General features: G+C 65.3%; 21 protein-coding genes. 10 read left to right on the top strand and 11 right to left on the bottom strand.

Annotated elements, in window-relative coordinates; translation table 11 throughout:
• The first annotated feature begins 46 nt into the window (after window positions 1-46).
• Genes tsaE through addA form a run of 3 tightly spaced genes read left to right on the top strand, consistent with a single transcriptional unit; the run spans window position 47 to window position 6,995 of the window.
• The gene (gene tsaE / locus SSA02_RS08750; RefSeq protein WP_147093670.1) at window positions 47-481 is read left to right on the top strand and encodes a tRNA (adenosine(37)-N6)-threonylcarbamoyltransferase complex ATPase subunit type 1 TsaE; all 435 of its coding nucleotides are present in this window, start codon (window positions 47-49) and stop codon (window positions 479-481) included.
• A complete protein-coding gene (addB, locus tag SSA02_RS08745) occupies window positions 478-3,441 on the top strand; it encodes a double-strand break repair protein AddB (RefSeq protein WP_371859208.1) in 2,964 nt (987 codons plus the stop codon). The genes tsaE and addB overlap by 4 nt, the downstream gene beginning before the upstream one ends.
• Window positions 3,438-6,995 carry a double-strand break repair helicase AddA gene (gene addA / locus SSA02_RS08740; RefSeq protein ID WP_147093668.1) on the top strand — a complete coding sequence of 1,186 codons (3,558 nt, stop codon included), beginning with the start codon at window positions 3,438-3,440 and terminating at the stop codon, window positions 6,993-6,995. Before addB ends, addA begins: the two co-directional genes overlap by 4 nt.
• Window positions 6,996-7,077: 82 nt before the next feature.
• Here addA and SSA02_RS08735 read toward each other — a convergent pair whose 3' ends face one another.
• The gene (locus tag SSA02_RS08735) at window positions 7,078-7,467 is read right to left on the bottom strand and encodes a hypothetical protein (protein WP_147093667.1); all 390 of its coding nucleotides are present in this window, start codon (window positions 7,465-7,467) and stop codon (window positions 7,078-7,080) included.
• Complete coding sequence (locus SSA02_RS08730; protein WP_147093666.1) at window positions 7,464-8,417, bottom strand: VOC family protein; 954 nt, start codon at window positions 8,415-8,417, stop codon at window positions 7,464-7,466. The genes SSA02_RS08735 and SSA02_RS08730 overlap by 4 nt, the downstream gene beginning before the upstream one ends.
• Window positions 8,418-8,628: 211 nt before the next feature.
• On the opposite strand from SSA02_RS08730, the gene trxA reads away from it, so the two are divergent.
• A complete protein-coding gene (gene trxA / locus SSA02_RS08725; protein WP_147093665.1) occupies window positions 8,629-8,955 on the top strand; it encodes a thioredoxin TrxA in 327 nt (108 codons plus the stop codon).
• A 21-nt stretch (window positions 8,956-8,976) separates the two neighbouring features.
• On the opposite strand, the gene hpnK is transcribed toward trxA, so the two are convergent.
• The 4 genes from hpnK to SSA02_RS08705 all read right to left on the bottom strand — a co-directional run bounded on the left by hpnK (window position 8,977) and on the right by SSA02_RS08705 (window position 13,399).
• Window positions 8,977-9,843: a hopanoid biosynthesis-associated protein HpnK gene (hpnK, locus tag SSA02_RS08720; protein WP_147093664.1), complete on the bottom strand. Its 867-nt coding sequence runs from the start codon at window positions 9,841-9,843 to the stop codon at window positions 8,977-8,979.
• A 6-nt stretch (window positions 9,844-9,849) separates the two neighbouring features.
• Window positions 9,850-11,274, bottom strand: coding sequence for a hopanoid biosynthesis associated radical SAM protein HpnJ (gene hpnJ, locus SSA02_RS08715; protein ID WP_147093663.1), 1,425 nt, complete (start codon window positions 11,272-11,274; stop codon window positions 9,850-9,852).
• Window positions 11,275-11,386: 112 nt separating this feature from the next.
• Entirely contained in the window at window positions 11,387-12,637 is a 1,251-nt protein-coding gene (hpnI, locus tag SSA02_RS08710; protein WP_246103757.1) for a bacteriohopanetetrol glucosamine biosynthesis glycosyltransferase HpnI, read from the bottom strand.
• A 54-nt stretch (window positions 12,638-12,691) separates the two neighbouring features.
• Window positions 12,692-13,399 (bottom strand): ABC transporter substrate-binding protein, encoded by a 708-nt coding sequence (locus tag SSA02_RS08705; protein WP_147093662.1) that lies wholly within the window; start codon window positions 13,397-13,399, stop codon window positions 12,692-12,694.
• A gap of 530 nt (window positions 13,400-13,929) precedes the next feature.
• Between SSA02_RS08705 and hpnH the strand changes: the two genes are divergently transcribed.
• Window positions 13,930-15,117: an adenosyl-hopene transferase HpnH gene (gene hpnH, locus SSA02_RS08700; RefSeq protein ID WP_147093661.1), complete on the top strand. Its 1,188-nt coding sequence runs from the start codon at window positions 13,930-13,932 to the stop codon at window positions 15,115-15,117.
• Between the two features lie 182 nt (window positions 15,118-15,299).
• Entirely contained in the window at window positions 15,300-16,592 is a 1,293-nt protein-coding gene (locus SSA02_RS08695) for a hemolysin family protein (protein ID WP_147093660.1), read from the top strand.
• A 118-nt stretch (window positions 16,593-16,710) separates the two neighbouring features.
• Here SSA02_RS08695 and SSA02_RS08690 read toward each other — a convergent pair whose 3' ends face one another.
• Window positions 16,711-17,604: an SDR family oxidoreductase gene (locus SSA02_RS08690; protein ID WP_147093659.1), complete on the bottom strand. Its 894-nt coding sequence runs from the start codon at window positions 17,602-17,604 to the stop codon at window positions 16,711-16,713.
• A gap of 94 nt (window positions 17,605-17,698) precedes the next feature.
• Here SSA02_RS08690 and SSA02_RS08685 point away from each other — a divergent pair, with 94 nt between their 5' ends.
• Window positions 17,699-18,601, top strand: coding sequence for a helix-turn-helix transcriptional regulator (locus SSA02_RS08685; RefSeq protein WP_147093658.1), 903 nt, complete (start codon window positions 17,699-17,701; stop codon window positions 18,599-18,601).
• 95 nt (window positions 18,602-18,696) lie between these two features.
• On the opposite strand, the gene SSA02_RS08680 is transcribed toward SSA02_RS08685, so the two are convergent.
• Window positions 18,697-20,691 carry a lytic transglycosylase domain-containing protein gene (locus tag SSA02_RS08680; protein WP_147093657.1) on the bottom strand — a complete coding sequence of 665 codons (1,995 nt, stop codon included), beginning with the start codon at window positions 20,689-20,691 and terminating at the stop codon, window positions 18,697-18,699.
• A gap of 241 nt (window positions 20,692-20,932) precedes the next feature.
• Complete coding sequence (locus SSA02_RS08675; protein WP_147093656.1) at window positions 20,933-21,793, bottom strand: uracil-DNA glycosylase; 861 nt, start codon at window positions 21,791-21,793, stop codon at window positions 20,933-20,935.
• A gap of 51 nt (window positions 21,794-21,844) precedes the next feature.
• Between SSA02_RS08675 and SSA02_RS08670 the strand changes: the two genes are divergently transcribed.
• From SSA02_RS08670 to SSA02_RS08660, 3 genes are read left to right on the top strand one after another with little or no spacing between them, the layout of a single operon-like run.
• Window positions 21,845-23,752: a tetratricopeptide repeat protein gene (locus SSA02_RS08670; protein ID WP_147093655.1), complete on the top strand. Its 1,908-nt coding sequence runs from the start codon at window positions 21,845-21,847 to the stop codon at window positions 23,750-23,752.
• A gap of 8 nt (window positions 23,753-23,760) precedes the next feature.
• On the top strand, window positions 23,761-24,660 hold the full coding sequence (locus tag SSA02_RS08665; RefSeq protein ID WP_147093654.1) for a 4-(cytidine 5'-diphospho)-2-C-methyl-D-erythritol kinase: 900 nt from the start codon (window positions 23,761-23,763) through the stop codon (window positions 24,658-24,660).
• A 53-nt stretch (window positions 24,661-24,713) separates the two neighbouring features.
• The gene (locus SSA02_RS08660; protein WP_246103756.1) at window positions 24,714-25,100 is read left to right on the top strand and encodes a hypothetical protein; all 387 of its coding nucleotides are present in this window, start codon (window positions 24,714-24,716) and stop codon (window positions 25,098-25,100) included.
• Window positions 25,101-25,191: 91 nt separating this feature from the next.
• On the opposite strand, the gene SSA02_RS08655 is transcribed toward SSA02_RS08660, so the two are convergent.
• Together SSA02_RS08655 and SSA02_RS08650 are read right to left on the bottom strand one after the other, a co-directional pair.
• Entirely contained in the window at window positions 25,192-26,196 is a 1,005-nt protein-coding gene (locus tag SSA02_RS08655) for an SDR family oxidoreductase (RefSeq protein ID WP_147093653.1), read from the bottom strand.
• A gap of 20 nt (window positions 26,197-26,216) precedes the next feature.
• A complete protein-coding gene (locus SSA02_RS08650; RefSeq protein ID WP_147093711.1) occupies window positions 26,217-26,795 on the bottom strand; it encodes a YqaA family protein in 579 nt (192 codons plus the stop codon).
• Window positions 26,796-26,870: the final 75 nt, after the last annotated feature.

Below are 26,870 nucleotides of genomic sequence, written 5' to 3'. Positions count from 1 at the left end.
CGTTCTCCCCCTACCCATCGTTCCGGCGCGGCTCTAGAGTATCCCCATGACCGAAAGCGCGCTCCCCGATCCGTCTGCAACAGAGGCTCTGGCCGCAAGGCTGGCCGAGCTGGCTCAACCGGGCGACGTGATTGCGCTTCATGGCGAGATGGGCATGGGCAAGAGCGTGTTCGCCCGGGCGTTCCTGCGGCATCTGGCAGGCGATCCGGCCATGGAAGTGCCAAGCCCGACATTTTCCCTGGTACAGCTCTACGATACCCGGAAAGGGCAGGTCGCACATTTCGATCTCTGGCGTCTCGGCGGGCCGGATGCGCTGGAAGAGCTTGGATGGGACGAACTCCAGGACGGGATCATGCTCGTGGAATGGCCCGAACGGGCCGAGGACGCGCTGCCCGGTCACGCGCTGCATCTGACGCTGATGCCCGGACCGGTCGAGACGGCGCGTCGGGTGAGGATCGAGGGGTGGAGCGAGCGTCTGTGACGCTCGCCACGATCCCGTCCGATCGTCCCTTTCTCGATACGGTCGCCCGGCTCTGGCTCGAGGGACCTGCCCTCCAGAATGCCCCCCAGGCCCTGATCCTCGTGCCGGGCCGTCGCGCCGCTCGCAATCTGATGGAGGCCTTTCTGCGCTGTCTCGATGGCCGGGCCGCGCTTCTGCCGCGCATCGTGCCGGTCGGAGATGTGGATGAGGAGGATCTGGCGCTCTCGGGTGCGGAGACCTTTTCCTTCCCTCCTGCCGTGGACAAGCAGCGTCGTCTCGCCGTGCTCGCCGCCCTGGTGCTCCGGGCGGAGGGAATCTTCAATACCGCCCTGACCCTCGAACAGGCCTGGCCGCTCGCCTCGGCACTGGCGGAGCTGATGGACGATGCCGAGCGTGTCGGGGTCGATTTGCGCACCCGTCTGCCGGATGCGGCCGAACCGCGATTTGCCGATCACTGGCACAAGACCCTGCGGTTTCTTCATATCGTCACGGATGTCTGGCCGGCGTGGCTCGAGGAGACCGGCGTGATGAACCCGGTCGCCCGACAGGTGGCGCTGCTTCAGGCGCAGGCGACCCGCTGGACGCAGGTGCCCCCTCAGGGGCCGCTCTGGGCGGTCGGGTTCACCGATGGCATGTTTGCGGTCTGTGCCATCCTGCGTGCCGTGCTCCAGGCCCCTCAGGGATGCGTGATTCTGCCCGGTGTCGATCTGGCCCTTCCTGACGCGCTGTGGGAGACCCTTCCCGAGAGCCACCCCCAGGCAGGGTTTCGGCATCTTCTGCGCGATCTCGGTGTTTCCCGTGAAACCCTCGCGGTCTGGCGGGCGGAGGACGGGCGGCCCGAGCTGCATCGGCGCATGACGCTGGCAGGGCTCATGATGCGTCCGATGGACGGGCTTTCAGCCTGGGGGGAGACGCGCACCCCGCTTCCCCTTGCAGGGATCACGCGGCTGGATGCCGCCGATCAGCAGCAGGAGGCTGCCTGCATCGCGATGATCCTGCGTCTGGCCGTCGAGACGCCCGGACGTACGGCGTCCCTCGTAACGCCCGACCGGAGTCTGGCGCGCCGTGTCGCGACCGAGCTTCTCCGCTACGGGATCGTGGCCGATGACAGTGCGGGCGAGGCGCTTGCCCTCACGCCTGCCGCCATATTGCTGCGTCTCCTCGCAGAGGCGGTGGCCTCGTCTCTCGCGCCGGTCTCGCTTCTCGCCCTTCTCAAGCATCCGCTCGTCGCTCTGGGGACCACGCCGGGAACCTGCCGCGCGACGGCGCGCCGGCTCGAGCGCATGGCCCTGCGCGGGCCGGCGCCGCCTCCGGGTCTTGCGGGGCTGCGTCTCGCCCTTGGGGGAGATGACGACGAAAAGGCGGATACGGCCGACAGTCCCGACCGGGCCGAACCGCTCGATCTCTTTCTCGACCGGCTGGACGATGCGCTCTCTCCGCTTCTCTCGGCTGGCTCCTGCCCCCTGCCGGAGCTTCTGGCGGCACTGGTGAGAGCTGCGGAAGCCCTCGCGCGCACGGCCGATCAGTCCGGTGCGGAGCGGCTGTGGCTCGGCGCGGAGGGGCATGCGCTTTCCACCCATCTTTCCGGTCTCATGACCCATGGCGCCATTCTCCCGCCGCAGGAGCCGGACGTTCTGCCCGCTTTCCTGCTGGCATCGATGGCCGGGCAGATGGTGTTCGGTCAGCGCGTCCTCCAGGGGCGCGACGGCGAATCCCTGCATCCTCGCGTCTCGATCCTGGGTGTTCTGGAGGCGCGTCTCCAGTTCGCCGATCTCGTCGTACTCGGCGGGCTGAACGAGGGCATATGGCCGCCCGCGACGGATCCCGGACCATGGCTCAGCCGTCCGATGCGTACCCGGGCGGGGCTGCCGTCACCCGAACGTCTGATCGGGACTGCGGCGCATGACTTCATCACCGCCTTCCTGTCGGGCCGCGAGGTAGTCCTGTCCAGTGCAGCGCGACGGGATGGAGCGCCTGCCGTACCGGCACGCTGGCTGGTCCGCCTCGCTGCGCTGCTCGAGGGAAGGGGGCAGATGCTCCCGCCCCATCCGGCCCTGAAATGGCACGCACGGATCGACCAGCCCGACGGGCCTGCACGCCCGGTCGCGCCGCCCGAGCCGCGTCCTCCGGTCATGCTGCGTCCCAGACGTCTCTCCGTGACGGAAATCGACACCTGGCTGCGCGATCCCTATGCGATCTACGCCCGCCACGTGCTCGGTCTGCGGGCCTTGCCCGCGCTCGAGGAGGCTGCGGACCGTTCGGATATCGGTGTGATCGTGCATGAGGGGCTCGATCTGTGGCTGGATCCGGAGCGTCGGGCGGGCCGTTCGCTGCGACGTCTTCTGCTGGATACGCTCGCCGCGCGTCAGCTCCGTCCCGCTCTCGCCGCCTGGTGGCGGCCGCGTATCCTGCGGATCGCCGACTGGGTCACCTCGCTCGAGGCCGGGCGCCCGTCTCCGGATCTCTGCAGGACCGAACAGGCAGGAACGCTGGTTCTGACTGTTCCTCTGGCGCCTTTCCGTCTGACGGCGCGCGCCGATCGCATCGAGATCGGCAAGGACGGGCGCGCGACCATCATCGATTACAAGACGGGCAGCCTGCCCAGGATGTCGGATGTGGAATCGGGATGGAGTTCGCAGCTCGTGCTCGAGGCGGCCATGCTGCGTCTGGGAGGTTTTCCCTCCCTTCCGGCGGCGACGTGCGCCGCGCTCGAATACTGGCGTCTGACCGGCGACCGGAACAGGGGCGAGGTTCTCTCCGTCCCGCGCAAGCCCGGGGATATCGAACCTCTCGTCGATTCGGCGCTCGAGCGGTTGCGCATGCGGGTCGAGGCGTTCGACGATCCGCGCACCGCCTATCGGTCGCATCCTCATCCCGATCATGTGCCGCGATACAGTGACTATGCCCATCTGGCCCGTGTGTCGGAGTGGAGCGCCGCCCGCGAGGAGGGAGGAGAATGAGCGAGAGGGAGGAGTCCGGTGCGGTCATCGCCTCCGCCAACGAGATCCAGCGTCAGGCATCGGATCCTCTGGCGTCGGTATTCGTTTCCGCCTCGGCCGGAAGCGGCAAGACCAAGCTGCTGATCGATCGCCTGCTGCGTCTGATGCTTCCCGTGACCCGGAGCGATCCCGCCACCGGGGAGAGGCATGTCCTGCCGGGGAGCGATCCTGCGCGTATCCAGTGTCTGACCTTTACCCGCGCCGCCGCTGCCGAAATGGCCAACCGTCTTCAGGCCCGGCTGGGACGCTGGGTCTCGCTGCCCGATACCGATCTCGATCGCGAGCTCGAGTCGCTTTGCGTGCCTGTCACGCCGGAAACCCGCCTTGCGGCGCGAGGGCTGTTCGTCCGGGTTCTCGATCTGCCGGGGGGCATGAAGATCGGCACGATCCATGCCTTCTGCCAGTCCCTGCTGAGACGGTTTCCGGTCGAGGCAGCGATCAACCCGCATTTCACCCTGATGGAAGAGACGGATTCCGGACTGGCGCTCGCCAACGCGATCGAGCGGACCCTGTCCCGGGCGTCGGACGATCCTGCGATGGAGGCCCGGCTGTCGCTTCTCGCGGGTCAGGTCGGGCTGGAGGATTATCTTGGCCGTATCAGGGCGCTGCAGGGGCGTGTCGCACGGCTGAGACAGGGATTCGCTCTCTGGCAACAGGATCCGCGGGCAATCGAGCGGAGATATCGACGCGTTTTCGGGGCGGGAGACGCATCGGTTGCGGATCTCGAACGCGCGTGCGTCGCGTCGCCGCAGGAAGCGACCCTGCGTGCCTGCGCGCAGGAGGCGCTCCCTCTGGGCTCGCCGACGATGCAGGCCGCACTGACGCAGATGCTCGATATCCTGTCCCGTCCCGTAGCAGAACGGGATGGAGCGCTCTGGACGAATCTCTTCGTCACGCAGACAGGAACGCCGCGCAAGACCCAGGCTTTCTGCAAGGCGCCCATCGCGCGCGATCGTCCCCATCTGCCGGAGGCCTTCACTGCCGAAGGCGAACGTCTCGTCGCCCTCGGGCGGGCGCTCGCTGCACAGCGTCTCGTTGCGCTCAATCTCGCCCTGTTCGCGCTCGCCGCGCCCACGCTTGCGCATTACGCGCAAGACAAGACCCTGCGCGGCCTCGTCGATTATGACGATCTGATCGCCAGCACGCGGGATCTTCTGAGCGATCCCGGTGCGGCCTGGGTTCTCTACAAGCTCGATGGCGGTCTGGACCATCTGTTGCTGGACGAGGTGCAGGATACCTCGGCCGCGCAATGGGAGATCGCAACGACACTGATCGAGGAGTTCTTCGTGGGTGAGGGAGCCCGCGACATGGAGGGCCGACCGCGCACGGTGTTTGCCGTCGGGGATTTCAAACAGTCGATCTACGCCTTTCAGGGGGCCGATCCCCAGGGTCTGTTTCGCGCCCGGGCGCGTTTCGAGGCGCTCGTGACGGGCGCCGGGCAGGACTGGCGCACACCGGAAATCGGCGTGTCCTTCCGGTCCGTCGCGCCTGTGCTGGCGCTGGTGGATTCGGTTTTCGCAAGCCGCGGGGCAGATGCCGGACCGTCCCGGACCGCAGGGGACGCAGAAACGCCGGAGGCAGCGGAAGGATTGCGGGAGCCGGGACGAACCCATGTTCCGCGTCATCGCTCGGCCCGTCCCGGAGAGGGCGGTCGTGTGGAACTCTGGCCTCTGGTCCCTCGCGAAGACAGGGAAACCGTGGACGATCCATGGGCGGCCCCGCTCGGCAATACCGGTCAGAGCAGCGCCCCGCAACGTCTCGCGGACACCCTGGCCCGCTGGATCGCCGAGCAGATCGGAAAGCCCCCCCAGCCGGGTCAGGCGCTCCTGCGTGCCGGAGATATTCTCGTTCTGGTGCCGCGCCGGTCCGCCTTCCTGCGCGCTCTCGTCCGGGCCCTGAAGGGGCAGGGGGTCGAGGTGGCGACGCTTGTCGGTGTGAAACTTACCGAGTCCCTCGCCGTGCAGGATCTCATGGCGCTTTGTCACGCCCTGCTGCTCCCTCAGGACGATCTCACGCTTGCGACTGTCCTGACATCGCCCTTCGGGGGGATCGCCGACGATTCCCTCATGGCGCTCGCGACGAACCGGGAGGGGCGCCCCCTGTGGACGGTCTTGCGCGAGCGCCATGCCGAGCGTCCGGACTGGCGGGCGATCTGGCAGAGGCTGTCCGCGCTCCAGCAGCGCGTCGATTATGCGACGCCGTACCAGATTCTCGCCGATGCGCTCGGCCGCCATGGAGGACGCGCCCGTATCCTTGCCCGTCTCGGTCCCGAGGCGGCGGAGCCCATGGACGACCTGCTTGCCGCTGCGCTGCGCTTCGAGGCGCTCCACGCGCCATCCATGCAGGGGTTCCTGCACTGGCTGGAGGCAAGCGATCTGACGGTCAAGCGCGAGGCCGAGGCGGAGACGGACGCCGTACGCATCATGACCGTGCATGGCGCGAAGGGGCTTCAGGCACGACTTGTCGTCCTGCCCGACATGACCGGCAAGGCACCGGGCGAAACCAGCCTTTTCTGGAAACGCGAGGATGGGGTCGATCTGCCGGTCTGGCTGCCGTCGAAGGATCTGCCCTCCGATGCGGGCGAGCGTCTCAAGGCGGAAGAAAACGCGGCAGCCCGCGCCGAGCGCAACAGGCTGCTTTATGTCGCGCTCACCCGGGCCAGCGACTGGCTGGTCATATGCGGCTGGGAGTCGGGAAAAACGCGCAGCGAAACGACGTGGTACGATTCCTGCCAGGCCGGATTCGAGCGTCTCGGGGCAGAACGGGTGCCGTTCGAGGGCGGCTGGCCGGGCGAGATGCTCAAGATCGAAACTCCGCCCGAGCAGCAGGATCTGGTGCGCCCCTCCGCACAGCCGGGCGTGTTCGTCCCCGTCCCCGACTGTTTCGGCAAACCGCCCGCATGGCGCGCGCTTCCGGCACCGCACGAGGATGCCCTGACCCGTCCTCTGGCGCCGAGCCGCCCGGAATCCGCCCGGTTCGGGATCGATCCTCCGGGGGTGTCGCCCCTGCTTCGTCACGCGGGGCAGAACACGCCGCGGGCGCAGGCGCTCGCCCGCGGTACGCTGGTGCATCGTCTGCTGCAATGGCTGCCCGATCGTCCGCCGCAAGCATGGGCAGGCCTTGCGCGCGAATGGCTGATGCGGCCCGCGCATGGGTTCTCCACCGGGGAGGCAGACCGTCTTGCCCGTCAGATCGTCGATCTGCTCACCCTGCCCGCGCTTGCCCCGCTTTTCGAGCCGGGCAGCCTCGCGGAACAACCCGTGACCGGACTGGCGGAAGGGCAGGTTGTTCTGGGGCAGGTGGATCGGATGCGCGTTGCGGCGGATACGGTCTATTTCTGCGATTTCAAGACCAACCAGTCGCCGCCGCGCGGTGGACAGGTCCCTGCGACGTACCGGCGCCAGATGGCGGCTTATGGGGCCGTGCTGGGACAGCTCTATCCCGAACACAGGCGTGTTGCGGTTCTGGTCTGGACGGAGGGGCCTTCGGCGACGATCCTCGAGGGGGAACTCTAGGACGGACCGGCGCGCGATGCCGGGACGACGCCCGGAACGACGTGAGTCGGCATCCCCGGTCGTTCGGTATGCTCCGTCCCTGTCAGGGGCGTATCGGGCGCGCTCCCGCCGGTCCGGCCGGGCGCGGCCCGAGCGGTCTCGTCGGGCGCGGGGTCAGCCTCCGGCGATAGCCCGGGCCACCCCAGCCACGGCCCGTATAATGCGGCCCGACCGTATAGCCCCCGTTCCATCCATGGCGCCCCCAGCCTCCCGGATAGCCGTAATACTGGCCACCATAGGTGCCATAGGGCCCGGCGCAGCCGCTCAGGGACAGGATCGCGCCGAGGCCGAACACGGCCAGCATCCGGCCGAACCCGCTGCGCGACAGCAGCCCGTGAGGGGGCAAAGGTCGATACGCGATCGCCCCTCTTCGGGACGCTTCCTGCCGGGTCGTTTCCTGCCGGGCAGATCCGGGGCGCTCGATGCGGCTCATCGGGATTTTTCCTCCGTTCCGGGTTCGATCGCTCCGAAAACCGCGCCTGTCGGGTCGGAGAAAATGGCGAGCATGGCGCCGTCGCGATCCATATGGGGCGGAACGAGGATCCTCCCGCCCAGACGGGCCACCTGTTCTGCCGTGCTGGCGCAATTGTCGACACGCATGAACTGGACCCAGCGCGCCTTGTCGGGGCGTTCATCGCCCGGCGGAAGCCCGGCGATACCCGCGCGTTCCTGACCCTGCGAGACGAGAAAGAACTGCCCCGGTGCGTTTTCATGCGGGAGAGGACGTCCGATGACGGGGTCGGCGACGCGCTTCACGTCATAGTCGAAGAGGGTCTTGTAGAATGCAGCGGACCGGTCCGGGGCGGGCGACAGAAGGGAAGACCAGGCCCAGTCGCCCGACGTCGTTTCCCCCTCGTCGCCGGGATCGCCGGAGGCGGAGCTGAATGCGGCGAAGAGGCCCTTCTGCGGGTCGGAAATGACCGCTTCCTGACCCAGACCGGGAACGGCGCGCGGACCGAACAGGACCTTCCCTCCCTGTCTGCGTGCCTCCCGGGCGAGCGCCGCCGTGTCGGATGTCGAGAGGAAAGGCAGCCAGAAGGGCGTGTCCCGCTCCGGATGACGCAGGACGCGCGGCACGATCATGCCGATGGGACGACCGCGATGGATGATCTCGAGATTGCCCGAGTCCTTCCTGCCGACGGATCTGAAATGCCAGTCGAACAGTGGCCCGTAGAACGACCGGGCCGATGCTGCATCGGGGGTGACCAGAAGGGCAAAGACGATCTTTCCGGGCAGGATGCGATGCGTCGCGGGTGCGGTGAGAGGCTGGAACGACAATGCGGCAGGTGCGGCGTGGGCCTTCTGCCTCAGTGACTCCGGGAGCGGTGAGGTCGGGGCCAGAGGGGCTACCGAAAGGCCGAGCAGGGCAGCGAGACAGCCCATCCGAGGCCGGAGGATGCGACGAACCGGACGCAATGACACAGGACAGACCCCCTAACACCATGACAACACGACAGAAAACTGTTCACCAGGGTGGGCGTTCCCGCAATGGCAGCGATTCCTCCTTCACCAGCTCTTGAACGTGTCGGCTTTCCTGCTGATATGTCGCTCTCGGGTCGGCCCTGCGGTCGCCCCCCCGATTGAGGAGAGTGAAATGAGCGAAAACACGGTTGCCGTCAGCGACAGCGGCTTCGAAAAGGACGTTCTGAAGGCTGAAGGCCCGGTTCTGGTCGATTTCTGGGCGGAGTGGTGCGGCCCGTGCAAGATGATCGGCCCGGCGCTCGAAGAGATCGGCGGTGAATTCAAGGGACGCCTGACCGTCGCCAAGATCAATATCGACGAGAATCCCGAAGTGCCGACACGATTCGGCGTTCGCAGCATTCCGACACTGATGCTGTTCAGGAATGGCGAGGTCGTCGCGCAGAAGACGGGCGCCCTGCCCAAGAGCCAGCTCAAGGCCTGGGTCGAATCCAGCCTCTGATCCCGGCCCGGGGCCGCAGGTTCAGGCGGCCCTCCCCGGAGGCAGGCTTCTGCCTGACCAGTCCGTCAGGGTAACCCCCGAGGCGCGGACGGCCTCACGCATTTCCGTGCTGACCAGCGCGTCGAATTCCCCACGCTGGTCGTATTCCGGCATGAGACGACGCAGCAGGGTGTTCTGCTCGAGTGCCGGGTGAAAATACATCTCGGACAGACCTTCGGGCAGGGCGCGGACCAGTCCCGCGACACGTCCGGGAAGCATCTGGCCGCTCCAGGCGAGGCCGAAACAGGACTCGTTGGTCGTCATCCCGGCCCGGGCGATCTGGGCCCGCAGGACCGCGCACCAGCGGCGCAGGGCCGCCGCACCGAAAGAATCGAAATGCAGCTCCGCCTCGGATAATGGCCCGGGCGGTTCCATCGGGGTGCGGACGTGACGCAACCCGTAATGCAGCCCCGTTTCGACGAGCATCCTGCCGACGGTCGGGTGCAGATGCATGTGCTTGTGGGCATTGGCGTGATCGAGAGGCAGGCCGGATGAGAGAAAGGCCCGGAACTGGGCCTCGATCTCGCGGGCCAGAGCGCGCCGGGCAGCGGGGCGAAAGAAATAGGAAACGCCCAGACCGAGCTGACTGGTGCCGAAGCGGTCATCGGGTGTCGCAATCGCCGGGATGGTCGCGCCGGGCAGCGCCGAATCCCCTTCGATGACGACGAGATGCAGGCCGACACGCAGATCGGGCAGCTTCTTCGCCCTGCGAACGGCGTCGGCACTGGCGGGACCGGCAACCATGAGGCTGGCCGTCGAGAGCAGCCCGTCGCGATGGGCGATCTCGATGGCCTCGTTCACCTCCTCGCTCAGGCCGAAATCATCGGCCGAGACTATCAGACGACGCATGAAGGATCAGGCGGCGTTGCGGTCTTTGAGGAACTGGAAGAATTCCACGCCCTCGCGCAGGCGACGCTTCATCATCTGCGGGCTGCGAACCATCTCGTTGACGATCGAGGCGATCTTCGGCGCGCGGAAGTAGAACTTGCGATAGAATTCCTCGACCGAGTTGAAGATCTCCTCATGCGACAGATGGGGGTAGTGCAACGGTGCGATCTGCACGCCGTTCTCGTCGATCAGCTCGGCCTCCGCCTCGTTGAACCAGCCATTCTCGGTGGCCTGCTTGTGCAGCGCCGTGCCGGGATAGGGGGCTGCCAGGGATACCTGCAGCGTGTGCGGGTTGATCTCGCGGGCGAACCGGATGGTTTCCTGAATGGTCTCCTTCGTCTCGCCCGGCAGGCCGACGATGAAGGTGCCGTGGATCTTGATGCCCAGCTTGTGGCAGTTCCTGGTGAACTCGCGTGCCACTTCGACGCGCATACCCTTCTTGATGTTGTGAAGGATCTGCTGGTTGCCGCTTTCATAGCCGACCAGAAGCAGGCGCAGCCCGTTTTCCTTCATGATCTTGAGCGTTTCATAGGGCACGTTCGCCTTGGCGTTGCACGACCAGGTGACACCCAGCTTGCCCATTTCACGCGCAATGGCTTCCGCACGGGGCAGATCGTCGGTGAAGGTATCGTCATCGAACATGAACTCCTTCACCTGCGGGAAATACTGCTTGGCGAGGCGGATTTCCGCAGCCACATGCTCGGGGCTGCGCGTGCGGTAGCGATGGCCACCGACCGTCTGCGGCCACAGGCAGAAGGTGCAGCGCGACTTGCAGCCACGGCCCGTATAGATCGAGATATACGGGTGCATCAGATACCCGATGAAGTAGTCCTCGATCTTCAGGTCGCGCTTGTAGACTTCCGTGACGAAGGGCAGGGAGTCCATGTCCTCGATCATGGCGCGATCGCGATTGGCGATGATCTCGCCATCCTTGTTGCGCCAGGTGATGCCGTCCACATCCTTCAGCTCGCGGCCTTCGGCGATTTCCTTGATTGTGAAATCGAATTCGTTGCGGGCGACGAAGTCGATCGGGCTGCCCTTGGCCATCGATTCGTCGGGCTGCACGGCAACCTTCGCGCCGACCATGCCGATCATCAGGTTGGGATTCGCGTCCTTCAGCATCTGCGCCACACGCACGTCGGACGCAAAGGACGGGGTCGAGGTGTGCATCACCACGAGGTCGCGATTCATCACGTCCTTCAGGATCGGCTCCATGCCCATGCCGGCCGGAGGCGCATCGATCAGACGCGAGCCTTCGACCATGGCGGCCGGCTGGGCCAACCAGGTCGGGAACCAGAAGGAACGGATCTCGCGCTTGGCCTGGTAGCGCGAACCGGCGCCGCCGTCGAAACCGTCGAAGGAAGGGGGCTGAAGGAACAGCGTGCGCATCATGGTGAAGTGCTTCCTTGGTCAAAAACCTCCCGGGTCGTTGAACCCGGCAAAGGTGGGAATTCAGGGTGCTCTGGCAGTTTCCGGAGCATATGGGGTCGAAACGTCGAAAAGTCTAATCGCCCGGCTCCACCGGATGGGCCGGAGGGGCAATGCCGGAGGAAGCGCGACGGATATGCAGCGTCTGGCCACGCCATTCCACGCGCTGTCCGCGGGCGCTGCCGACCATGATCGCCGCCGACAGCCATTCGCGCAGGGGGAAGAGACCGTACACGACCGGGGTCACGCGTCCGAGCAGGATATCCACGATCAGGGCCGCTGTCGCGCGTACGGCCCAGATCCCGAGGAAGAACCAGAGCGCCCAGCTGCTCTGCCAGCAGCAGACGAGCGTGACGCTGGCCCAGAACAGGGGAAGCTGGATGGCCGAGAGACCGTAGCCGACGGGTTCGACATTCTTGACCGTCCGTCCCCAGCGGAGCTCGTGCTCGATCATCGCGCGCGCCGAATCTTCCGCAACGGTCGTCCAGGTCATGCAGGGTGCAAGCGCAATGGTCTGCCCGAGGCCACGGACGCGCTGCCCGAGTACGGCATCGTCTGCGACATGATCGGCCAGAGCGGTCAACCCGCCGATACGCGCGAGGGTGGACCGGTGCAGGGCCATGGTGGCGCCCAGACAGTCGCGTCGTCCGAGCAGGCGCGACATCATGACGCCGGGCATGAAATTGTGATTGATCTGACAGGCTGCGAATTGTCGCACGAGCGACGCGCTGGCAGGCAGTCCTGCATAGAGCGTCGTCACGAGGCCGACACCCGGCGTGAGCAGACCCCGGACCACGTCCCGCAAATAATTCGGAGGAACATGGATATCGGAATCGGAGATGACGAACAGATCGTGTCTGGCACGGGGGGCCATGTTGATCAGGTTGGCAACCTTGCGATTCGTGCCATGAGGGGTCGGGTCGATGACCAGATCGATCTGACATGACGGAAAGGCGCCGCGCAGCCTCTCGACGACGGCGATCGCCGGATCGTCCTTGCGCTGCACGCCGCATACGATCTGGAAGGCGGGATAATCCTGCATGCAGAAACTGCGCAGGGCCGCCTCCAGCATCGGTTCGTCGCCGTGAAGCGGCTTGAAGATCGTGACCGGCGGAAGCGTGTCTGCGCCCGTCCCGTTCGTGCCATTCTCGTATGCGCCATTCTCATATGCGCCGGTATTGGGCGCGCCGGTTTCAGGCGCGCGCCTCTCCCGGCGCTCGTTGCGCCGGAACGCGGCGATCAGGGCCGCGCCGATCAGGGACTGCGCACACCCGGCGACGGCGAGCCCGGCCGAGGCATAGCCCAGCCAGCTCAGAATGCCGGGCACGCGTATTCCTCCTCCCCTGTCAGGAAGGAACACTGGAAGGGTCCGGCTGGCATCTCAGTCGTTCAGGAACTTGGCGGTCTTGCGGTTCAGAAGGGTCACCAGACCGTCAACCCCGCCGCGCGCGAGAGTCGAGCTGAAATCGGCACGCTGCGCGGCGACCTGACTGATATGACCGTTGAGAAGAATATCGACGATCCGGTATCCGCCGCCCGACGGCATCATCACGTAATTGATCGTCGTGGCCGAATCACTGCCACCTCCGATCGTGGTGTTGACGATGGTGCTGCCGCCCGTCGGTGCGGGACGGGTCACGGGATTGACCGTGAACCGGGCATCGCCCCCTTTCTTGAAGCTCGAGACATAGCGCGCGACGGTGAATTTCCGGAACGCGGCAAGAAGCTTCGTCTGCTCGTCGGAGGACAGGGTCGTGTACCGCATCCCGATCGAGTTGTGCAGGACGGTCGAGAGATCGAAGATCCGGTCGATCACGGGAGCGACCATGGCGGCGCGGGCATCGGGCGTTCCGCTCGTGGGTGCCTGGATCTGGCGCAGAACGGCATAGAGACTGTCGATCGGTGCAACGGCTGCCGAACTGGCGGCACCGCCCGTCGCGGCACCGGTCTGGGCCATGGCGGGGGAGACGAGGGCGGCAGCCCCCGGCGCCATCAGCGCAGCGAGGGCGAGGGACGCGCACAGGGTCCGTCTTGCGGCGGACCGTCTTTCATTGGTGGCACGCGAAGTTCTGGCGGTAACTGATGTCATGCTGCGTCCTCAAATCTGCCCTGATGCGGGATAGACATATGACTGGAGACCCACCCGGAAAAGTGGGGTGAGTCGCATCCCGACCAGATCATCTCCTGCCCGACCTCGACCGGCACCCCTTTTCGAAGCACCCGGCCTTGTCCGGCATATGTCGGATATAACGCTGAAAAGTGCAAATAGGGTGCCGTAACCGGATGGCGAAGGCAGCGAATGCGCGCATCGCCCCATATGTTGCAACAGATTTCAGCTTAAAAATAGGTTAGTTATCCGAAAGACATGTCACTAAAATGACACAGCCTGTTCGCCGAAAAAGATGCGTTGTTGAGAAGTCGTGCCGCGCCGGTGTATAGGCCACGCTTTATCATCCCGTTTGTGTCATTTTGAGTCTTGCACGCCGAACAGTCTTCCGGTGTTGTTTTCCAGAGATTTTCTGATCAACGGGTCTTACGTTTGACGTCGAGGCGGCCTGTCTGCCGGGCCCGATCTGGCTCCGCGATCGCACGTCATCTGGTGTAGGAGCAAAGAGATACATGGCCGTTCCATTGATGCAGGCCGTCCGTGTCGGACGTTATGTGGTCAAGCAGCATCTTCTGGGTCGCAAGCGCTATCCCCTTGTCCTGATGCTCGAACCGCTGTTCCGCTGCAACCTTGCCTGCGCCGGTTGCGGCAAGATCGACTATCCCGCCCAGATCCTGAACCAGCGTCTGAGCGTGCAGGATTGTCTGGATGCGGATGCCGAAGCCGATGCCCCCGTCATTGCGATCGCAGGCGGTGAGCCGCTCCTTCACAAGGAGATGCCCGAAATCGTCAAGGGTCTGACGGCGCGCAAGAAATACGTCTATCTGTGCACCAACGGGCTCCTGCTCGAGAAGAAGCTCGACGATTACGAGCCCAATCCCTTCTTCTCCTGGGATATCCATCTCGATGGCGACAAGGCGATGCACGATTCGTCCGTCTGCCAGGAAGGTGTGTACGAGCGTGCCGTTTCCGCCATTCGCAAGGCGAAGGAACGCGGATTCCGGGTCTCGATCAACTGCACGCTGTTCGACGGTGCGCAGCCCGAGCGCGTGGCGCGGTTCTTCGACGAGGTCATGGCGCTCGGCGTCGATGGCGTCATGACGGCACCGGGTTACGCCTATGAGCGTGCGCCCGATCAGGAGCACTTCCTGAACCGCCAGAAGACCAAGCAGCTCTTCCGCGACATCTTCCGTCTGGGCAAGGGCAAGAAGTGGCGCTTCACCCAGTCGCCGCTCTTCCTGAACTTCCTCGCGGGCAACGAGAATTATCACTGCACGCCCTGGGGCAAGCCTCTGCGTACCGTGTTCGGCTGGCAGCGTCCCTGCTATCTGCTCGGCGAAGGCTATGCCAAGACGTTCAGGGAGCTGATGGACGACACCGCCTGGGAACAGTACGGCACCGGCGCCTATGAGAAATGCGCCGATTGCATGGTCCATTCGGGTTACGAATCCACGGCCGTCATGGATGCCGTCAAGCGTCCCTGGCATATCGCGAAGGTGGCCCTGTTCGGACCCGAGACCGAAAAGCCGATGGTCCCGGAGATCTCTCTCGAGAACCAGCGTCCCGCAGAATACAAATACGAGACGCAGGTGGCCGAGCAGGTCACGTTGCTCGAATCGCGCAAACCCGCCCGCGGGCCGCGCGTGCGTGTCCACAAGGCCGAGACCAAGACGGTCGAGGTTGCCGACGCAGCCGACTGAGTGCGAAAAATGAGGGGCTTCCTCACCCGATGCGCTTCGCTATGCCCGGTGATCGGGGCATAGCGGTCGATGCGCCCTCCCCGGCCGGGGATGTCAGGTTTTCTGCCGGGGTCGCTCTATTCCGGAAAGGCGGGCATACAATGCGTATGTCCGCCTTTTTCCGTTTCTGAACGAAGGACCTCATGCTCACCCCGATCCTGGTCATCTGTCTTCTGATTGCGCTGAACAGCATCTTCGCCATGGGCGAGATGGCGCTCATCTCGGCCAAGCGCCCGCGGCTGGCCGCGCTGGTGAAGCGTCAGGTCAGGGGTGCCGAGCGGGCCTTGCGTCTTGCCGACGAGCCGCATTCCTTCCTGCCGACCGTGCAGATCGGCATGACGCTCGTCTCGATTCTCGAAGGCGCGTTCGGCGGTAGCCAGATCGAAGAGGACCTTACACATCTGATCGTGCGTGTTTCCTGGCTCAGGCCTTTCGCCAACGAGCTCTCGATCGGGATCGTCGTCGTTGCGATCACCTTCACGATGCTCGTCTTCGGCGAGCTGGTGCCCAAGCAGATCGCGCTCCAGCAGCCGGAAAAGATCGCGGCGCGTCTCTCTTTCGTGTTGCTGGCGCTCCTCACCGTTTCCCGTCCGGTCGTGGCCCTTCTGAGCGGTACGTCATCGATCGTGCTGCGTCTTCTCGGCGTGGGCGGGCTGACGCGCGCTGCGATCACCGAGGAGGAGCTGCGTGCCATGCTGGCCGAAGGCGCGCAGGCCGGTGTGCTCGAGAGTGAGGAGCGCGTCATGATCGAGCGTCTTCTGCGGCTCGCCGATCGTCCCGTGCGCGCCATCATGACGCCGCGAAACGAGCTTTTCTGGGTGGAGCGCCATGCCAGCCGCGATGCGCTGATCGTCAAGCTGCGACAATCCACCTATACGCGCATCCTGGTCTGCGAAGGGGATGTCGATCACCCGGTCGGGGTCGTGCTCGCGAAGGATCTGATGGATCGTCTGCTGCAGGGGCTGCCGATCTCGATCGAGGCGGCGCTCAGACAGCCGATCGTCGTGCCCGACAGTCTGACGGCACAGGACATGATCGAGCGTATGCGGGGCGAACGTCTGGGAATCGCCTTCGTCCTCGATGAATACGGGTCCTTCGAGGGCATCGTGACCCCTTCGGATATCTTCGAGGCGATCGTGGGCGACGAGACCTCGGAAAAGAGCAAGACCGAGCGGGCCGATGCCCGCAGGAAGGACGACTATCTTCTCGATGGCTTCATGCCTGCCGACGAGGTGCGCTCGGTGCTCGATCTGCCGGACCTTCCCGCGGCGGGCAGTTATCACACCCTGGCCGGGGCCATTCTGGCGTTGCTGCGCCGCGTCCCGGCCAAGGGAGACAAGGTCGTCTTCGCAGGATGGCTGTTCGAAGTGGTCGAGATGGAACAGCGCCGCGTCACGAAGGTGCGGGCAAGCCGTCAGGTTCTCGCCGAGAACTGAGGCGTTCCGGCGGGGTGCGCCGACCGGGTGGCGCATGGCCCGGCCGGGTCACGCAAGCGCACGGACACAAGCGCAAGGACAAACGCGCAAGGACAAACGCGAGAGGCAGAGCGACACCTCAGGCCGGCCCGGTCGCAAGCCGGGAAATATCATCGAGCAGACCCGGGCCGTCCGGCGACCATGCCAGACGCTGCCGCGTCTTGTCGCTCGATGCCAGCATGTCTTTCGAGACGAATCCGTAAAGCCATCCGAAATGCGCGATGGCCTCGCTCCGGGGCAGAGCCATGACGGGCAGGTTCAGCCGTTTCCCGATCGCCTCGGCAATCGCGCGTACGCAGACCCCTTCCTCCGATGTTGCATGATAGCGTGCGCCGACCGCCCCTTTTTCCAGAGCGAGACGATAGAGCCGGGTCGTGTCGGAGACATGTGCGGCAGACCAGCGGCGCGGCATGCCCTCGATATAGGCGGAGCATCCCTTCTGCTGTGCGAGCCGGATCAGAAAGCTCACCAGACCCTGACGACAGGTGTCGTGAATCTGCGACAGGCGCAGAAGGGAGACGGACATACCGCGCTCGATCATGGTCATGGCGGCGATTTCGGAAAGGGCGCGGGGATTGGGATGCTCCGGATTGAAGACGTCCTCATCCGCGCGTCGACCCGGAACCGCCTCTCCGAACAACGTCGTGGAGGTGATCACGAAAGGTCGGTCCGAGCCGCGCAGGACCTCGCCCAGGGCCGCGATCGCACGTTCGTCCTGCGCGCAATTGACGGCATAACGGGTGAAATCGTGGTCGAACGCCGTATGAATGACGCCATCGCATTTCTCTGCGCCCTGACGCAGGGTGCGCAGCGCCCCGAGGTCGCCCCGATGCTCCTCGGCTCCGGCGGCACGCAGTTTCTCCGCGCCCGCATCCGAGCGCGTGAGGCCCAGAACGCGATGTCCGGCACCGATGAGTTCGGAGACGAGCCGGGCGCCTATGAACCCGTTCGCCCCGGTAAGAAAAATCCGCATCCCTCACATCTCCCCGATTGTCTTCCTCCCTCTCATGAACCTAGGCTGGTTCCTGTTACAGCAGTGACCTTATCCCGGTATGGAAACCAACAGGATGACTTCGGCCCGCTCGGCATCCCTCGGTGCCTATCTCAGGGACAGGCGATCGCGTCTCGACCCGGTTGCGCTCGGTTTTCCCGCAACCCGTCGGCGTACGCCGGGGCTGCGGCGGGAAGAGGTCGCCCAGCGCGCCAATATAAGCCCGACCTGGTACACCTGGCTCGAGCAGGGGCGGGGCGGGGCGCCGTCTCCGGATGTGCTCGACCGCCTCGCGAAAGGGCTGCTTCTGACCGCGCCCGAACGCGAGCATCTGTTCATGCTCGCACTCGGTCATCCTCCCGAGGTGAAATACAGCGCATCGGAGGGAATCACGGCGCGTCTGCAACGCATGCTCGATGCGCTCGCCTTCAGCCCGGCCATCGTGAAGACGCCTCTGTGGGATGTCGTGGCGTGGAACGACGCGGCCGCAGCGGTCCTGACCGATTACGGTCGGCTGGCACCGGAGCAGCGCAACATTCTCCGGATCGTGTTCTGCACACCCCAGATACGGGAGATGCAGCTCGACTGGCCCCGTATGTCCCGATCTGTGGTTGCCGCCTTCCGGGCCGATGCGGTGCGCGCCGGTGCGCCGGAAGACGTTCATCGGCTGATATCGGAGCTGAGTGCGTGCAGCCCCGAATTTCTCGCCTTGTGGCAGGAGAGCGATGTCGGGTTTCATGGCGAGGGGACAAAACGCCTGAACCATCCGGTCGCCGGTATGATCGCGCTCGAATATTCCGGGTTCACCGTGGAGGGACGACCCGATCTCGGGCTGATCGTCTATAATCCCTCGACCCCGGAAGACCTGCTGCGGATCCAGCGATTGATGGATCCGGAGAGGAGGGACCTGGACGCAGGAGGCCGGGCGTTTACGGGACGGAGATCGACGGGCGGATTACCACCCGAAACCGCCCTGTAGGGCGTTTTCCCGCGACGCGCGCCCCTGCGATGCATTGCGCCCCGGCGAGCCGGACCGGACTGATCCGGTCCGGGTGTCGCCACCCGGATGCGGTTCTAGTGATAGGTGACGGCGTGGGTCGACGCGATGGCCCGTTCGTCGGCGAAGCACGGCCATTCTGCATGAGAGAGCGCGCGCAGCGAAGGCGCCGGGAGATCGAGCTTGTCCGCATAGATCCAGAGATAGGCCAGGGCGTGATGAACATAGTCGCGCGTCTCGCCATTCGGGAGCAGCTCCATGAAGAGCAGCGGATCCCTGATGAGGTCGCTCTCTTTCTGGGAGGCGTTTTCCCAGCGCGCGATCGCACCCGGCCCCGCATTGTACGACGCGAGCGTATGGATCAGATCCCCCCCTCTGGGAGCGGTTTCCGAGCGTTCCGACAGGCCTGCGAGATACTGGACATAGAGCTGGCCGATCTCGAGATTCACGGCCGGATTGTGCAGCCGCCCGATCATGTCGGGGGGCACGTTGATGATGGCAACCCCATGCGCGTCCAGGCTCGGTTTCGGACCGCTGACGAAGCTTGCGGTCAGAGGCCGGATCTGCATGAGACCATGCGCCCCGGCGCTGGACGACGCTTTCGGATCGAAATTGGATTCCAGCCGGGTCAGGGCGTAGACGAGTGCGGGATCCATCTTGAACCCGTGACGCGGCGCGAGATGCGGGGTCGGAAATCCGGCCAGATGGGCCGGGCGTCCGTCGCGTGCTGCCAGAATCGTTGCAATCTGTTCGGAAAGGTCATGCAGACCTGCCGCCGCGGCCACGAGCTGGACAGAGTGACACAGGGCCGGATCGGAGACGATATCGGGCCACATGCGCCGGAGCAGCGCTTCGGCCCGGGCTGCCTCGCCGATCTGGAGCAGGGCGAAAAGCCGTCGCCCCTGCGGGGTTGCGGCGACGGCCTCGACATCGATCTCGCCCATGACGGGAATGGGATTGTTCAGGGCCGTCTCGTCATCGGCAGAGAGTCCACCGGCCATGTCGGCATGTTCGGGGGTGGCGCCGGCATGGCGCACGCCGAGCGTCTGGCGAGCCAGTATACCGTAAAATGTCCCGGTTTCCGAAGCGGCGCGCTGGAACCAGTTTTGCGCAAGACCGTGGCGATCGTCCAGACGACGATGAGCGCGCCCCGCCCAGTAGGAGGCAGCCGCCCTCGTTTCGTTCGTGATCGTGCGTGCCCGCGAGGCCTGTTCGAAAAAGCCGAGCGCTTCCCGGATACGGCCCTGTCGCCAGGCAGCCAGTCCGGCCACATACCCGGCATAGCCGAGCTGATGCTTGCTCCGGATAAAGCCGGTCCGCGCGGTTTCGAGCGCAAAGCCGGCCTCGCCGGTGCTGAGCATGCCCAGCGCGATTTCCGCCCTGAGCTGGGCGGCATAGAGGGGGGTCATGCCGGGTGTGGCATCCACCAGACGGACGGCGCTCTGTCCTCCCTTTAGTCCCCAGGAGATACGCTCGTTGACCGTGCGGTCCAGAAGCGGGTTGCGGTTGAGGATTCTGGCCAGAGGGTCCGGGGCGGCGTGCCAGGGGGTGGCGCCGAAATCGGTCGGGGCCAGAGGGGTGGGGAAATTCTGGGAGGGAACGCTGCCCCGGGGGCTGAGGGATACGAGCAGGGCGTGGATGGCTCCGGCATCTGCCAGACCCGAAAAGGTTTTCAGCCACAGGCGGAGCTGGGCAGGCTGGGGATGGTAGGCCGGGTTGAGATAGCGTTCGGCCAGAAGATCGCCCGTCAGCACGCTGTCATGCGCGCTGCGGGCGCGGGAAATGGCGGTTTCGAAATCGCCGGCGCGCTGGGCGCGGAAGGCCTCCTTGAGGAGGGCGGCATCCGAAGCGGATAGCGGATGGGGAAGGCCGTTCGGACCGCCCGGAGACGCGGAATGCGGCGTTGCAAACGCCGTTTCCTCGCTCTGGGCATTGTCGTGATCGGCAGGGGAGAGCGTCGATTTGCTTTCCTGGGCACGGAGCGGATTGAACGTCGCTCCCGCCACCAGCATGGCACACAGCATGAACGCCCGTGCGCTATTGCTCGACGCGAAATAGGAAATTCCTCGCATGATGGAGTTGCTCCTACCCCCTCCTGCGAAGGAAGGCAAGAGAGGAGGAGGTGCACATAGCTGAGGTGATCGCTATGATAAGAGTATTTTATAAGTTCTACCAGAGGGATATCCGCGGAAAACCGCTTTTTTTATCGAGAAAATCACTTTTTTCCGGCTACGTATTATTCATCTCCGCCCTCACCTCGTTTCCGGATCCGTTTTCCGACTCCGGCGTCGATTTCTGGCCCGGTTCCGACCTTCACTCCGGCCCCGGTTCCGATCCCGTTCCAGGCCCCAATTCACGTGCGGATCCGGGCGCCGGGCCGAGCGCCTCGGCCAGAAGAAGCAGGTCTTTCCACATCTCCCGCCGGGCGCGAGGACTCGTGCGGAGCTGTTCGGGGTGCTGCATCGGCAGCAGCGACACGCGCGAGCCGTCGTCGAGCGTGAGCGCGGTCCATTTTCCGCGCGCGCGGGCAAGCGTCGCCTGCTCTCCGAGAAGAAGCCTCAGAGGGGTGAGACCGAACAGCACGAGACGTGTCGGGCGGGCCTGTCCGATTGCCGAGAGGAGCAGGGGGCGGCAGTCGCGCATCTCCAGCGCGGATACGGCCCGCCCGCCCGGGGGGCGCCAGGGAATGGCCGGCGCCTGCGAAAGCTGCGCCCGTGAGAGGCCGATACTCGGGAGGATCATGTCGAGCAGGCGTCCCGTTTCCCCCGCAAAGACGAGACCCGAACGGTCCTCCTCCGCATCCGGGGCGTCGCCGATCAGCATGAGCGACGCGCCCGGGACGAAAACCGGTCGGACGGTCTGTGTGGCGGTACGGGCGAGGGCGCAATCGGGCAGCGTCTCCACCCCCCAGCTCCGCGCCGCCTCGGGATCGACGGGTGCCGGACGGGAAGCGCCGGGAGAGGTCGTATGGAGGGGCGAAATCTCGCGGGACCGTTGTGCGCCCGATGTGGCCCGCTCCCGGGTGACGGGACGGATGGGCGCCATCCGGTCGAGCCTCGCCGGAGGCGTCTCGTCGAGGCAGCAATCGACTCCCCAGTCCCGGTAGAGGTCCAGCAGGGCGATCAGGGAAGCGCGATCCCGGTCGGAGAGCGAACCGGAGGGGGGGAGGGGCATGATCTCTTATCAGTTTGGTGTCTGAACCGGTTCAGTCTAGATTGCCGGACGATGCAAACCAAGCACTCTCCGTCCCTGTACGCGCTTCTCGTCTGTTCCGTCCTCGCGTCCGGATGGAGCACGGCGCGCGCCGCACCGTCTTCCGATTCTTCGCCTTCCGTTTCCTCCCCGGCCGTTTCCTCCCCTTCCGTTTCCTCCCCTTCCGGCGCCGCCATGCACGGCGCATCGGCGGGCACGCATCCGCACGATGCGGGTTCCGGACATTCCGGCCCGGCAGGCGCGCATTTCGATCCTTCCGCCTATTCCCTGACGGGCGGGCTGCTCGGCAGTATCGTCTCGGTCCAGCGCAACAATATCCCCGATGCGGATCGCGCCCTGTACGGGGTCGTGACCCATGGCTATCGCGCGCCCGACCTCATGCTGATGGCCCTGCGTTATGCGGCCATGGATGCGGGGACGGATGCGGCACGTCGGGCCCGGACGCTCGCGCAGCTCCAGCCGAAGGAGAGCCTTGCGCGTATCGTGCTCGGTGTCGCTGCCTTCCATGCGCGCGCATGGCGCAAGGCGGAGAGGTATTTCTCCCTCCACGCCAAGGCGCCCCAGAGTTTCCTGCGTCTCGCCGGTCAGGGCCTGCGTGACTGGTGCCAGTTCGGGGCACATCCCGGCACGGGCAGGCAGGGTACGGGTCGTCCCGCCCTACCGCATGACGCCGTGGGCTATCTCGCTTTGATGCAGGAGGCCAGGATCGCCTCCCTGCGCGACGAGAAACGGACGGAAAAGCTGTTCGCCCTGCTGGATGCGAACGCGCAGGCGGTTCCGCCGCTGCTGCGACTCCAGACGCTGCAATTCGAAGCCGACTGGCTCGCCGCTCATCGCCACGCGGACGAAGCGAGGCAGAAACTCGCTCAGGCGGGCGCCGTGCTTCCGGCCTTCCAGCTCGTCGCCTCCCGGCTGGTTCCCCAGCAGATCGGCTTGTCCTTCCCGCCCGATCAGGGGCTTGCGGAATTCTTCATCAGCGTCACGGCCCTGCTCGGCGATACCACCCCTCATGAGGGCGGCCCCGGGGAGGAGACGCTCAAGGATGTGCGTCAGCTCAAGATCCTTCTGCTGCGTCAGGCGCTCTATCTCGATCCGCATATGACCCTCGCCCGCATTCTGCTCTCGGAAGAGTTGCGGGCCGACGGACAGCTCGACATGGCGCAATCCGCGCTCGATGGTGTCGAGGAGGCCGATCCCCTTGCGCCGCTTTCCGATCATGCCCAGGCGCAGATCGCCCTCAAGCGCGAGGATGTCAAAGCCGCCCTGCATGCGCTCACCCGGGTGGCGCGGGCCAATCCGGACAATCCCGATATCCTCAGCGAACTCGGCATGACCCAGAACCAGCTCGGTCTTGCGAAAGAGGCGGTCGCGACCTTCACCCGCGCGATCGATCATGTCAGCGTCATGCAGGCCCATATCTGGCCCCTTCTTCTCGGCCGGGCCATGGCCTGGGATCATCTCGGCGCCCGTGCGAAGGCCCAGTCCGATCTCGATCGCGCTCTCGCCCTCGCCCCGTCCGAACCCGTCCTGCTCAACTATGCCGGTTATTCCGATGTCGAGCACGACGAGCGACCGGAACAGGCGCTCGCGCTTCTCGGACATGCTATGGTGCTGGCGCCCGACGATGCCGAGATCCGCGACAGTTATGGCTGGGCGCTCCTGAAGCAGAACGGGGACCTCGCCAAGGCGCTTCCCCTTCTGCTTTCCGCCGTCAATGCAGCGCCCGGCGATGCCGAGATCGCCTATCATCTCGGTGTTGCCTACTGGTACCAGGGGCGCCAGCTCGAGGCGCGGGACCAGTGGAATCAGGCACTCAACAACAAGCCCGAACCTGCGACGAAAGCCCTGATCGAGGCCGCGCTCGCGCATGGTCCCGACCTTCCGGTCATGCGCGGACGGCCTATTCCCGCTGCCAGATGAGACCCGAAATGATATCCACTGCCCCCCCCGATCATGCTCCCGCCCATGCCCATGCCAAAATCAATCTTTTCCTGCATGTAACAGGACGGCGGGCCGACGGTTATCACGAGCTCGACTCGCTGGCGGTTTTCGCGGCGAGCCATGACAGCCTCCGCCCCGAGGAGAGATTTGCCGAAGGCCGCGCCGTGACGCTCGCCATCGAGGGGCCATTCGCAGAAGGTCTGGACGCGGGGGGCGACAATCTCGTTCTCAGGGCTGCGTCGGCGCTTGCGGCGGCGGCGGGCAGGCCCGTGCCGGGAGGGCGGTTGCGTCTGACCAAGTCGCTCCCCGTCGCTTCGGGCATAGGCGGCGGCTCGGCCGATGCGGCGGCGGCCCTGCGTCTTCTTGCGGCGCTGTGGCATCTGCCCGACATCGATCTGCCTGCCCTTGCCGCCACTCTCGGCGCGGACGTGCCTGTCTGCGTCGCGCAGGAAGCACGCCGTATGCAGGGCGTCGGGGAGATCCTGTCTCCCGCACCCCGTATGCCGCCTCTGGCGATGCTGCTGGTCAATCCGGGCATCGCAGTGCCGACGCCTGCCGTGTTTCGCGCCTGGAAGGAATCGGGTGCGGCATTTCGTCCCGCAGCAACACTGCCGCGCGCCTGGAACGATGTGGAATCGCTGGTCGATACGCTTGGGTCGACGTCGAATGATCTGGAGCTTCCGGCGATTGCCCTTTATCCTCTCATCGGTGAGGTCCTGAACGATCTGAGACAGGCCCGGACCTGTCTTTTCGCGCGGATGAGCGGCTCGGGTGCGACCTGTTTCGGTCTCTATCCCGATCTCGATGCCGCCGAGTCGGAAGCCCGGCGCATGCGCGCGCGCGGATACTGGGCGGAAGCCGGCCAGGTCGGATCCGGAGCGGACTGAGGCCGGAGCGGACTGAGAAACGAAAGAAACCCCGACAAGAGGGAGGAGCGGTCATGAGTGCGAGAATGCAGGTGATCCAGAAGGAGGACGGTTCCGGAGCGACGCTGCGCTTTCTCGAGGGGAGCGGCCTCGAGGGAGAGATCGACCTTACCCTCGGGCAGCTGAGCCAGCTTATTGCAAGCCTCGGTCGCGTACGCTTCGCCCTGACGAACAACCAGCCTCAGCCCCCGATCGGCAATGCGCCTTTCCTGCCTGTTTACAGCACGAACTGGGCGCTTCAGATCGATGCCCTGACCGAGGGGTCGACCCTTGCATTCCAGCATCCGGCTTTCGGCCCCGTAGGCGTAGTCTTCCCGCCCGGGGATGTCGAAACCCTGATCAAGGGGCTGAAACAGCATCGTGCGCTCATGGCAGCCAATACCAGCCGCAAACCGAGCTGAAGCCTTTTCCTGCTCCCGGCATGGCCGGTTTGCCGCCCCGCGCGAGGCAGCGCGCGCGGGGGATCAGCGAAGCGGACCGGGCGAAGCGGAATCAGGATCTGCGTGCAGGGCGGTACATGACCGCCATGAGGACGGAGAATGTGATGGCGGCGGCGCCGAGACCGACGCGCAGTTTCTTCGTCAGCAGGAGCGGCTTGCGTCCCTGGTCGCGCAGGGGAATGCCCTCATAGGGCCCATGCGCGGCATAGGCTCCGGTCAGCGTCTCGTCGAGGATATCCGCGTCGTCGGGGGCTGCCGCGTCCTTTGTGAATTGTGCGGCGAAACCGCGTCGCGCCAGAAGGCGATCGCGCAATGTGGGCGTGAAGGCGGAAAGCAGGCTGGACAGGATGGAAGACGCGCCCACCCAGATATCGCGGTGATGCCCGAGCACGGCCTGACATATGGCATGGGCTGCGACCTCGGGTTCGTAGATCCGGCCGGCTGGCTTGAGGGCATGACCCGAACGGTTCCGGCTCCATCCCAGACGCGGCGTATTGATCGAGGGGAGATAGACCATCGTCAGGTCGATCCTGTCCGAAAGCGCCCGGATCTCGGGCCGGACGCTGTCGCAGAATGCGGCAATCGCCGCATGGGCTCCGTTGACGGCCGCCTGCATCGGAAGCCCGCGCAGCGGATAGGCGATCCCCAGATTGACGATGGTGCCGCATCCCCGGCGTCTCATGCAGGCAAGAGCCGCCTGCGTTCCGAAAACCGAGCCGAGATAGGTCACCTCGGTGACGCGTCGCAGCGTGCTCGCGTCGAGAGACAGAACGGGGCCGATCGCTGCGATTCCCGCCGCATTGATCCAGACCGTGATTGCGCCGAGTTCGCGCTCGACGCGTTCTGCCGCGGCAGAGACGGCATCGGCATCGGAGACGTCCAGCTCGACGATCAGCGTTCTGATCCGGCTTTCTTCCAGCTCTGCCGCCGCATCGTGCAATCTCTGCCGGTTCCGCCCCAGAAGGGCGATGTCGAACCCGTAGGAGGCGAGCATACGGACGGTGGCCCGACCGATCCCGGCTCCCGCGCCGGTGACGACGGCAATCTGGTTCGGCATGACACAATCCTCGTTCAGTCTCAGAGATAACGAAGGGCGAGAATGCCAGCGATGACGAGAAAGAGAAAGCCTGTCATCACCAGTGTCAGGCGGCGCTCCAGAAAGTCGCGAATGGAGGCGCCATAGAGACGCAGGAGGCCCGCGACGAGAAAGAACCGCGCCGCGCGCGTGACGAGACAGGCACCGAGAAAGGGCAGGATCGGAAAATGGGACGCGCCTGCCGCAAGCGTGACGATCTTGAAGGGAATGGGCGTCAGTCCCTTCAGAAGAATGATCATCACGCCGTAATGCCGGAATTTTTCCTGCAGGACCGCCAGGCTGTGCTCTGCGTGATAGAACTGGACGATCGGCAAGGCGACATGCATCAGCAGGAACGCCCCGATGATCCAGCCGAAAAGCGCTCCTGCGACCGATCCGGCCGTGCAGATCGTCGCGAGCCTGAAGGCATGTTCGCGCTGCGCCAGCACCATCGGGATCAGGAGCAGATCGACCGGCACGGGAAAGAAGGACGCCTCGGCAAAGGCGATACCGAACAGCCACCAGCCCGCATGGCGCGATGCCGCCAGCGCGAGGGTGCGACGATAAAGCGGCTGGAACACCTGGCGGATCTCCGAGATGGACGAACGCCGCGACAGACGAACGCCCCGATAGACGAATGCCACAGTCCATGACCG

The sequence above is a fragment of the Swaminathania salitolerans genome (assembly GCF_007988945.1).
Lineage (GTDB): Bacteria > Pseudomonadota > Alphaproteobacteria > Acetobacterales > Acetobacteraceae > Swaminathania > Swaminathania salitolerans.
This window is presented reverse-complemented; position numbering and strand designations above follow the sequence as displayed.

What these genes read in the sequence shown, in the direction of transcription:
- addA (WP_147093668.1), top strand. Translation starts at nt 3,438, where the DNA reads ATGAGCGAGAGGGAGGAGTCCGGTGCGGTCATCGCCTCCGCCAACGAG.
- SSA02_RS08670 (WP_147093655.1), top strand. Translation starts at nt 21,845, where the DNA reads ATGCAAACCAAGCACTCTCCGTCCCTGTACGCGCTTCTCGTCTGTTCC.
- SSA02_RS08685 (WP_147093658.1), top strand. Translation starts at nt 17,699, where the DNA reads ATGACTTCGGCCCGCTCGGCATCCCTCGGTGCCTATCTCAGGGACAGG.
- hpnK (WP_147093664.1), bottom strand. Translation starts at nt 9,843, where the DNA reads ATGCGTCGTCTGATAGTCTCGGCCGATGATTTCGGCCTGAGCGAGGAG.
- SSA02_RS08660 (WP_246103756.1), top strand. Translation starts at nt 24,714, where the DNA reads ATGAGTGCGAGAATGCAGGTGATCCAGAAGGAGGACGGTTCCGGAGCG.
- SSA02_RS08680 (WP_147093657.1), bottom strand. Translation starts at nt 20,691, where the DNA reads ATGCGAGGAATTTCCTATTTCGCGTCGAGCAATAGCGCACGGGCGTTC.
- SSA02_RS08730 (WP_147093666.1), bottom strand. Translation starts at nt 8,417, where the DNA reads ATGGGCTGTCTCGCTGCCCTGCTCGGCCTTTCGGTAGCCCCTCTGGCC.
- SSA02_RS08735 (WP_147093667.1), bottom strand. Translation starts at nt 7,467, where the DNA reads ATGAGCCGCATCGAGCGCCCCGGATCTGCCCGGCAGGAAACGACCCGG.
- SSA02_RS08665 (WP_147093654.1), top strand. Translation starts at nt 23,761, where the DNA reads ATGATATCCACTGCCCCCCCCGATCATGCTCCCGCCCATGCCCATGCC.
- SSA02_RS08705 (WP_147093662.1), bottom strand. Translation starts at nt 13,399, where the DNA reads ATGACATCAGTTACCGCCAGAACTTCGCGTGCCACCAATGAAAGACGG.
- hpnH (WP_147093661.1), top strand. Translation starts at nt 13,930, where the DNA reads ATGGCCGTTCCATTGATGCAGGCCGTCCGTGTCGGACGTTATGTGGTC.
- SSA02_RS08675 (WP_147093656.1), bottom strand. Translation starts at nt 21,793, where the DNA reads ATGCCCCTCCCCCCCTCCGGTTCGCTCTCCGACCGGGATCGCGCTTCC.
- trxA (WP_147093665.1), top strand. Translation starts at nt 8,629, where the DNA reads ATGAGCGAAAACACGGTTGCCGTCAGCGACAGCGGCTTCGAAAAGGAC.
- SSA02_RS08695 (WP_147093660.1), top strand. Translation starts at nt 15,300, where the DNA reads ATGCTCACCCCGATCCTGGTCATCTGTCTTCTGATTGCGCTGAACAGC.
- SSA02_RS08690 (WP_147093659.1), bottom strand. Translation starts at nt 17,604, where the DNA reads ATGCGGATTTTTCTTACCGGGGCGAACGGGTTCATAGGCGCCCGGCTC.
- hpnJ (WP_147093663.1), bottom strand. Translation starts at nt 11,274, where the DNA reads ATGATGCGCACGCTGTTCCTTCAGCCCCCTTCCTTCGACGGTTTCGAC.
- tsaE (WP_147093670.1), top strand. Translation starts at nt 47, where the DNA reads ATGACCGAAAGCGCGCTCCCCGATCCGTCTGCAACAGAGGCTCTGGCC.
- SSA02_RS08655 (WP_147093653.1), bottom strand. Translation starts at nt 26,196, where the DNA reads ATGCCGAACCAGATTGCCGTCGTCACCGGCGCGGGAGCCGGGATCGGT.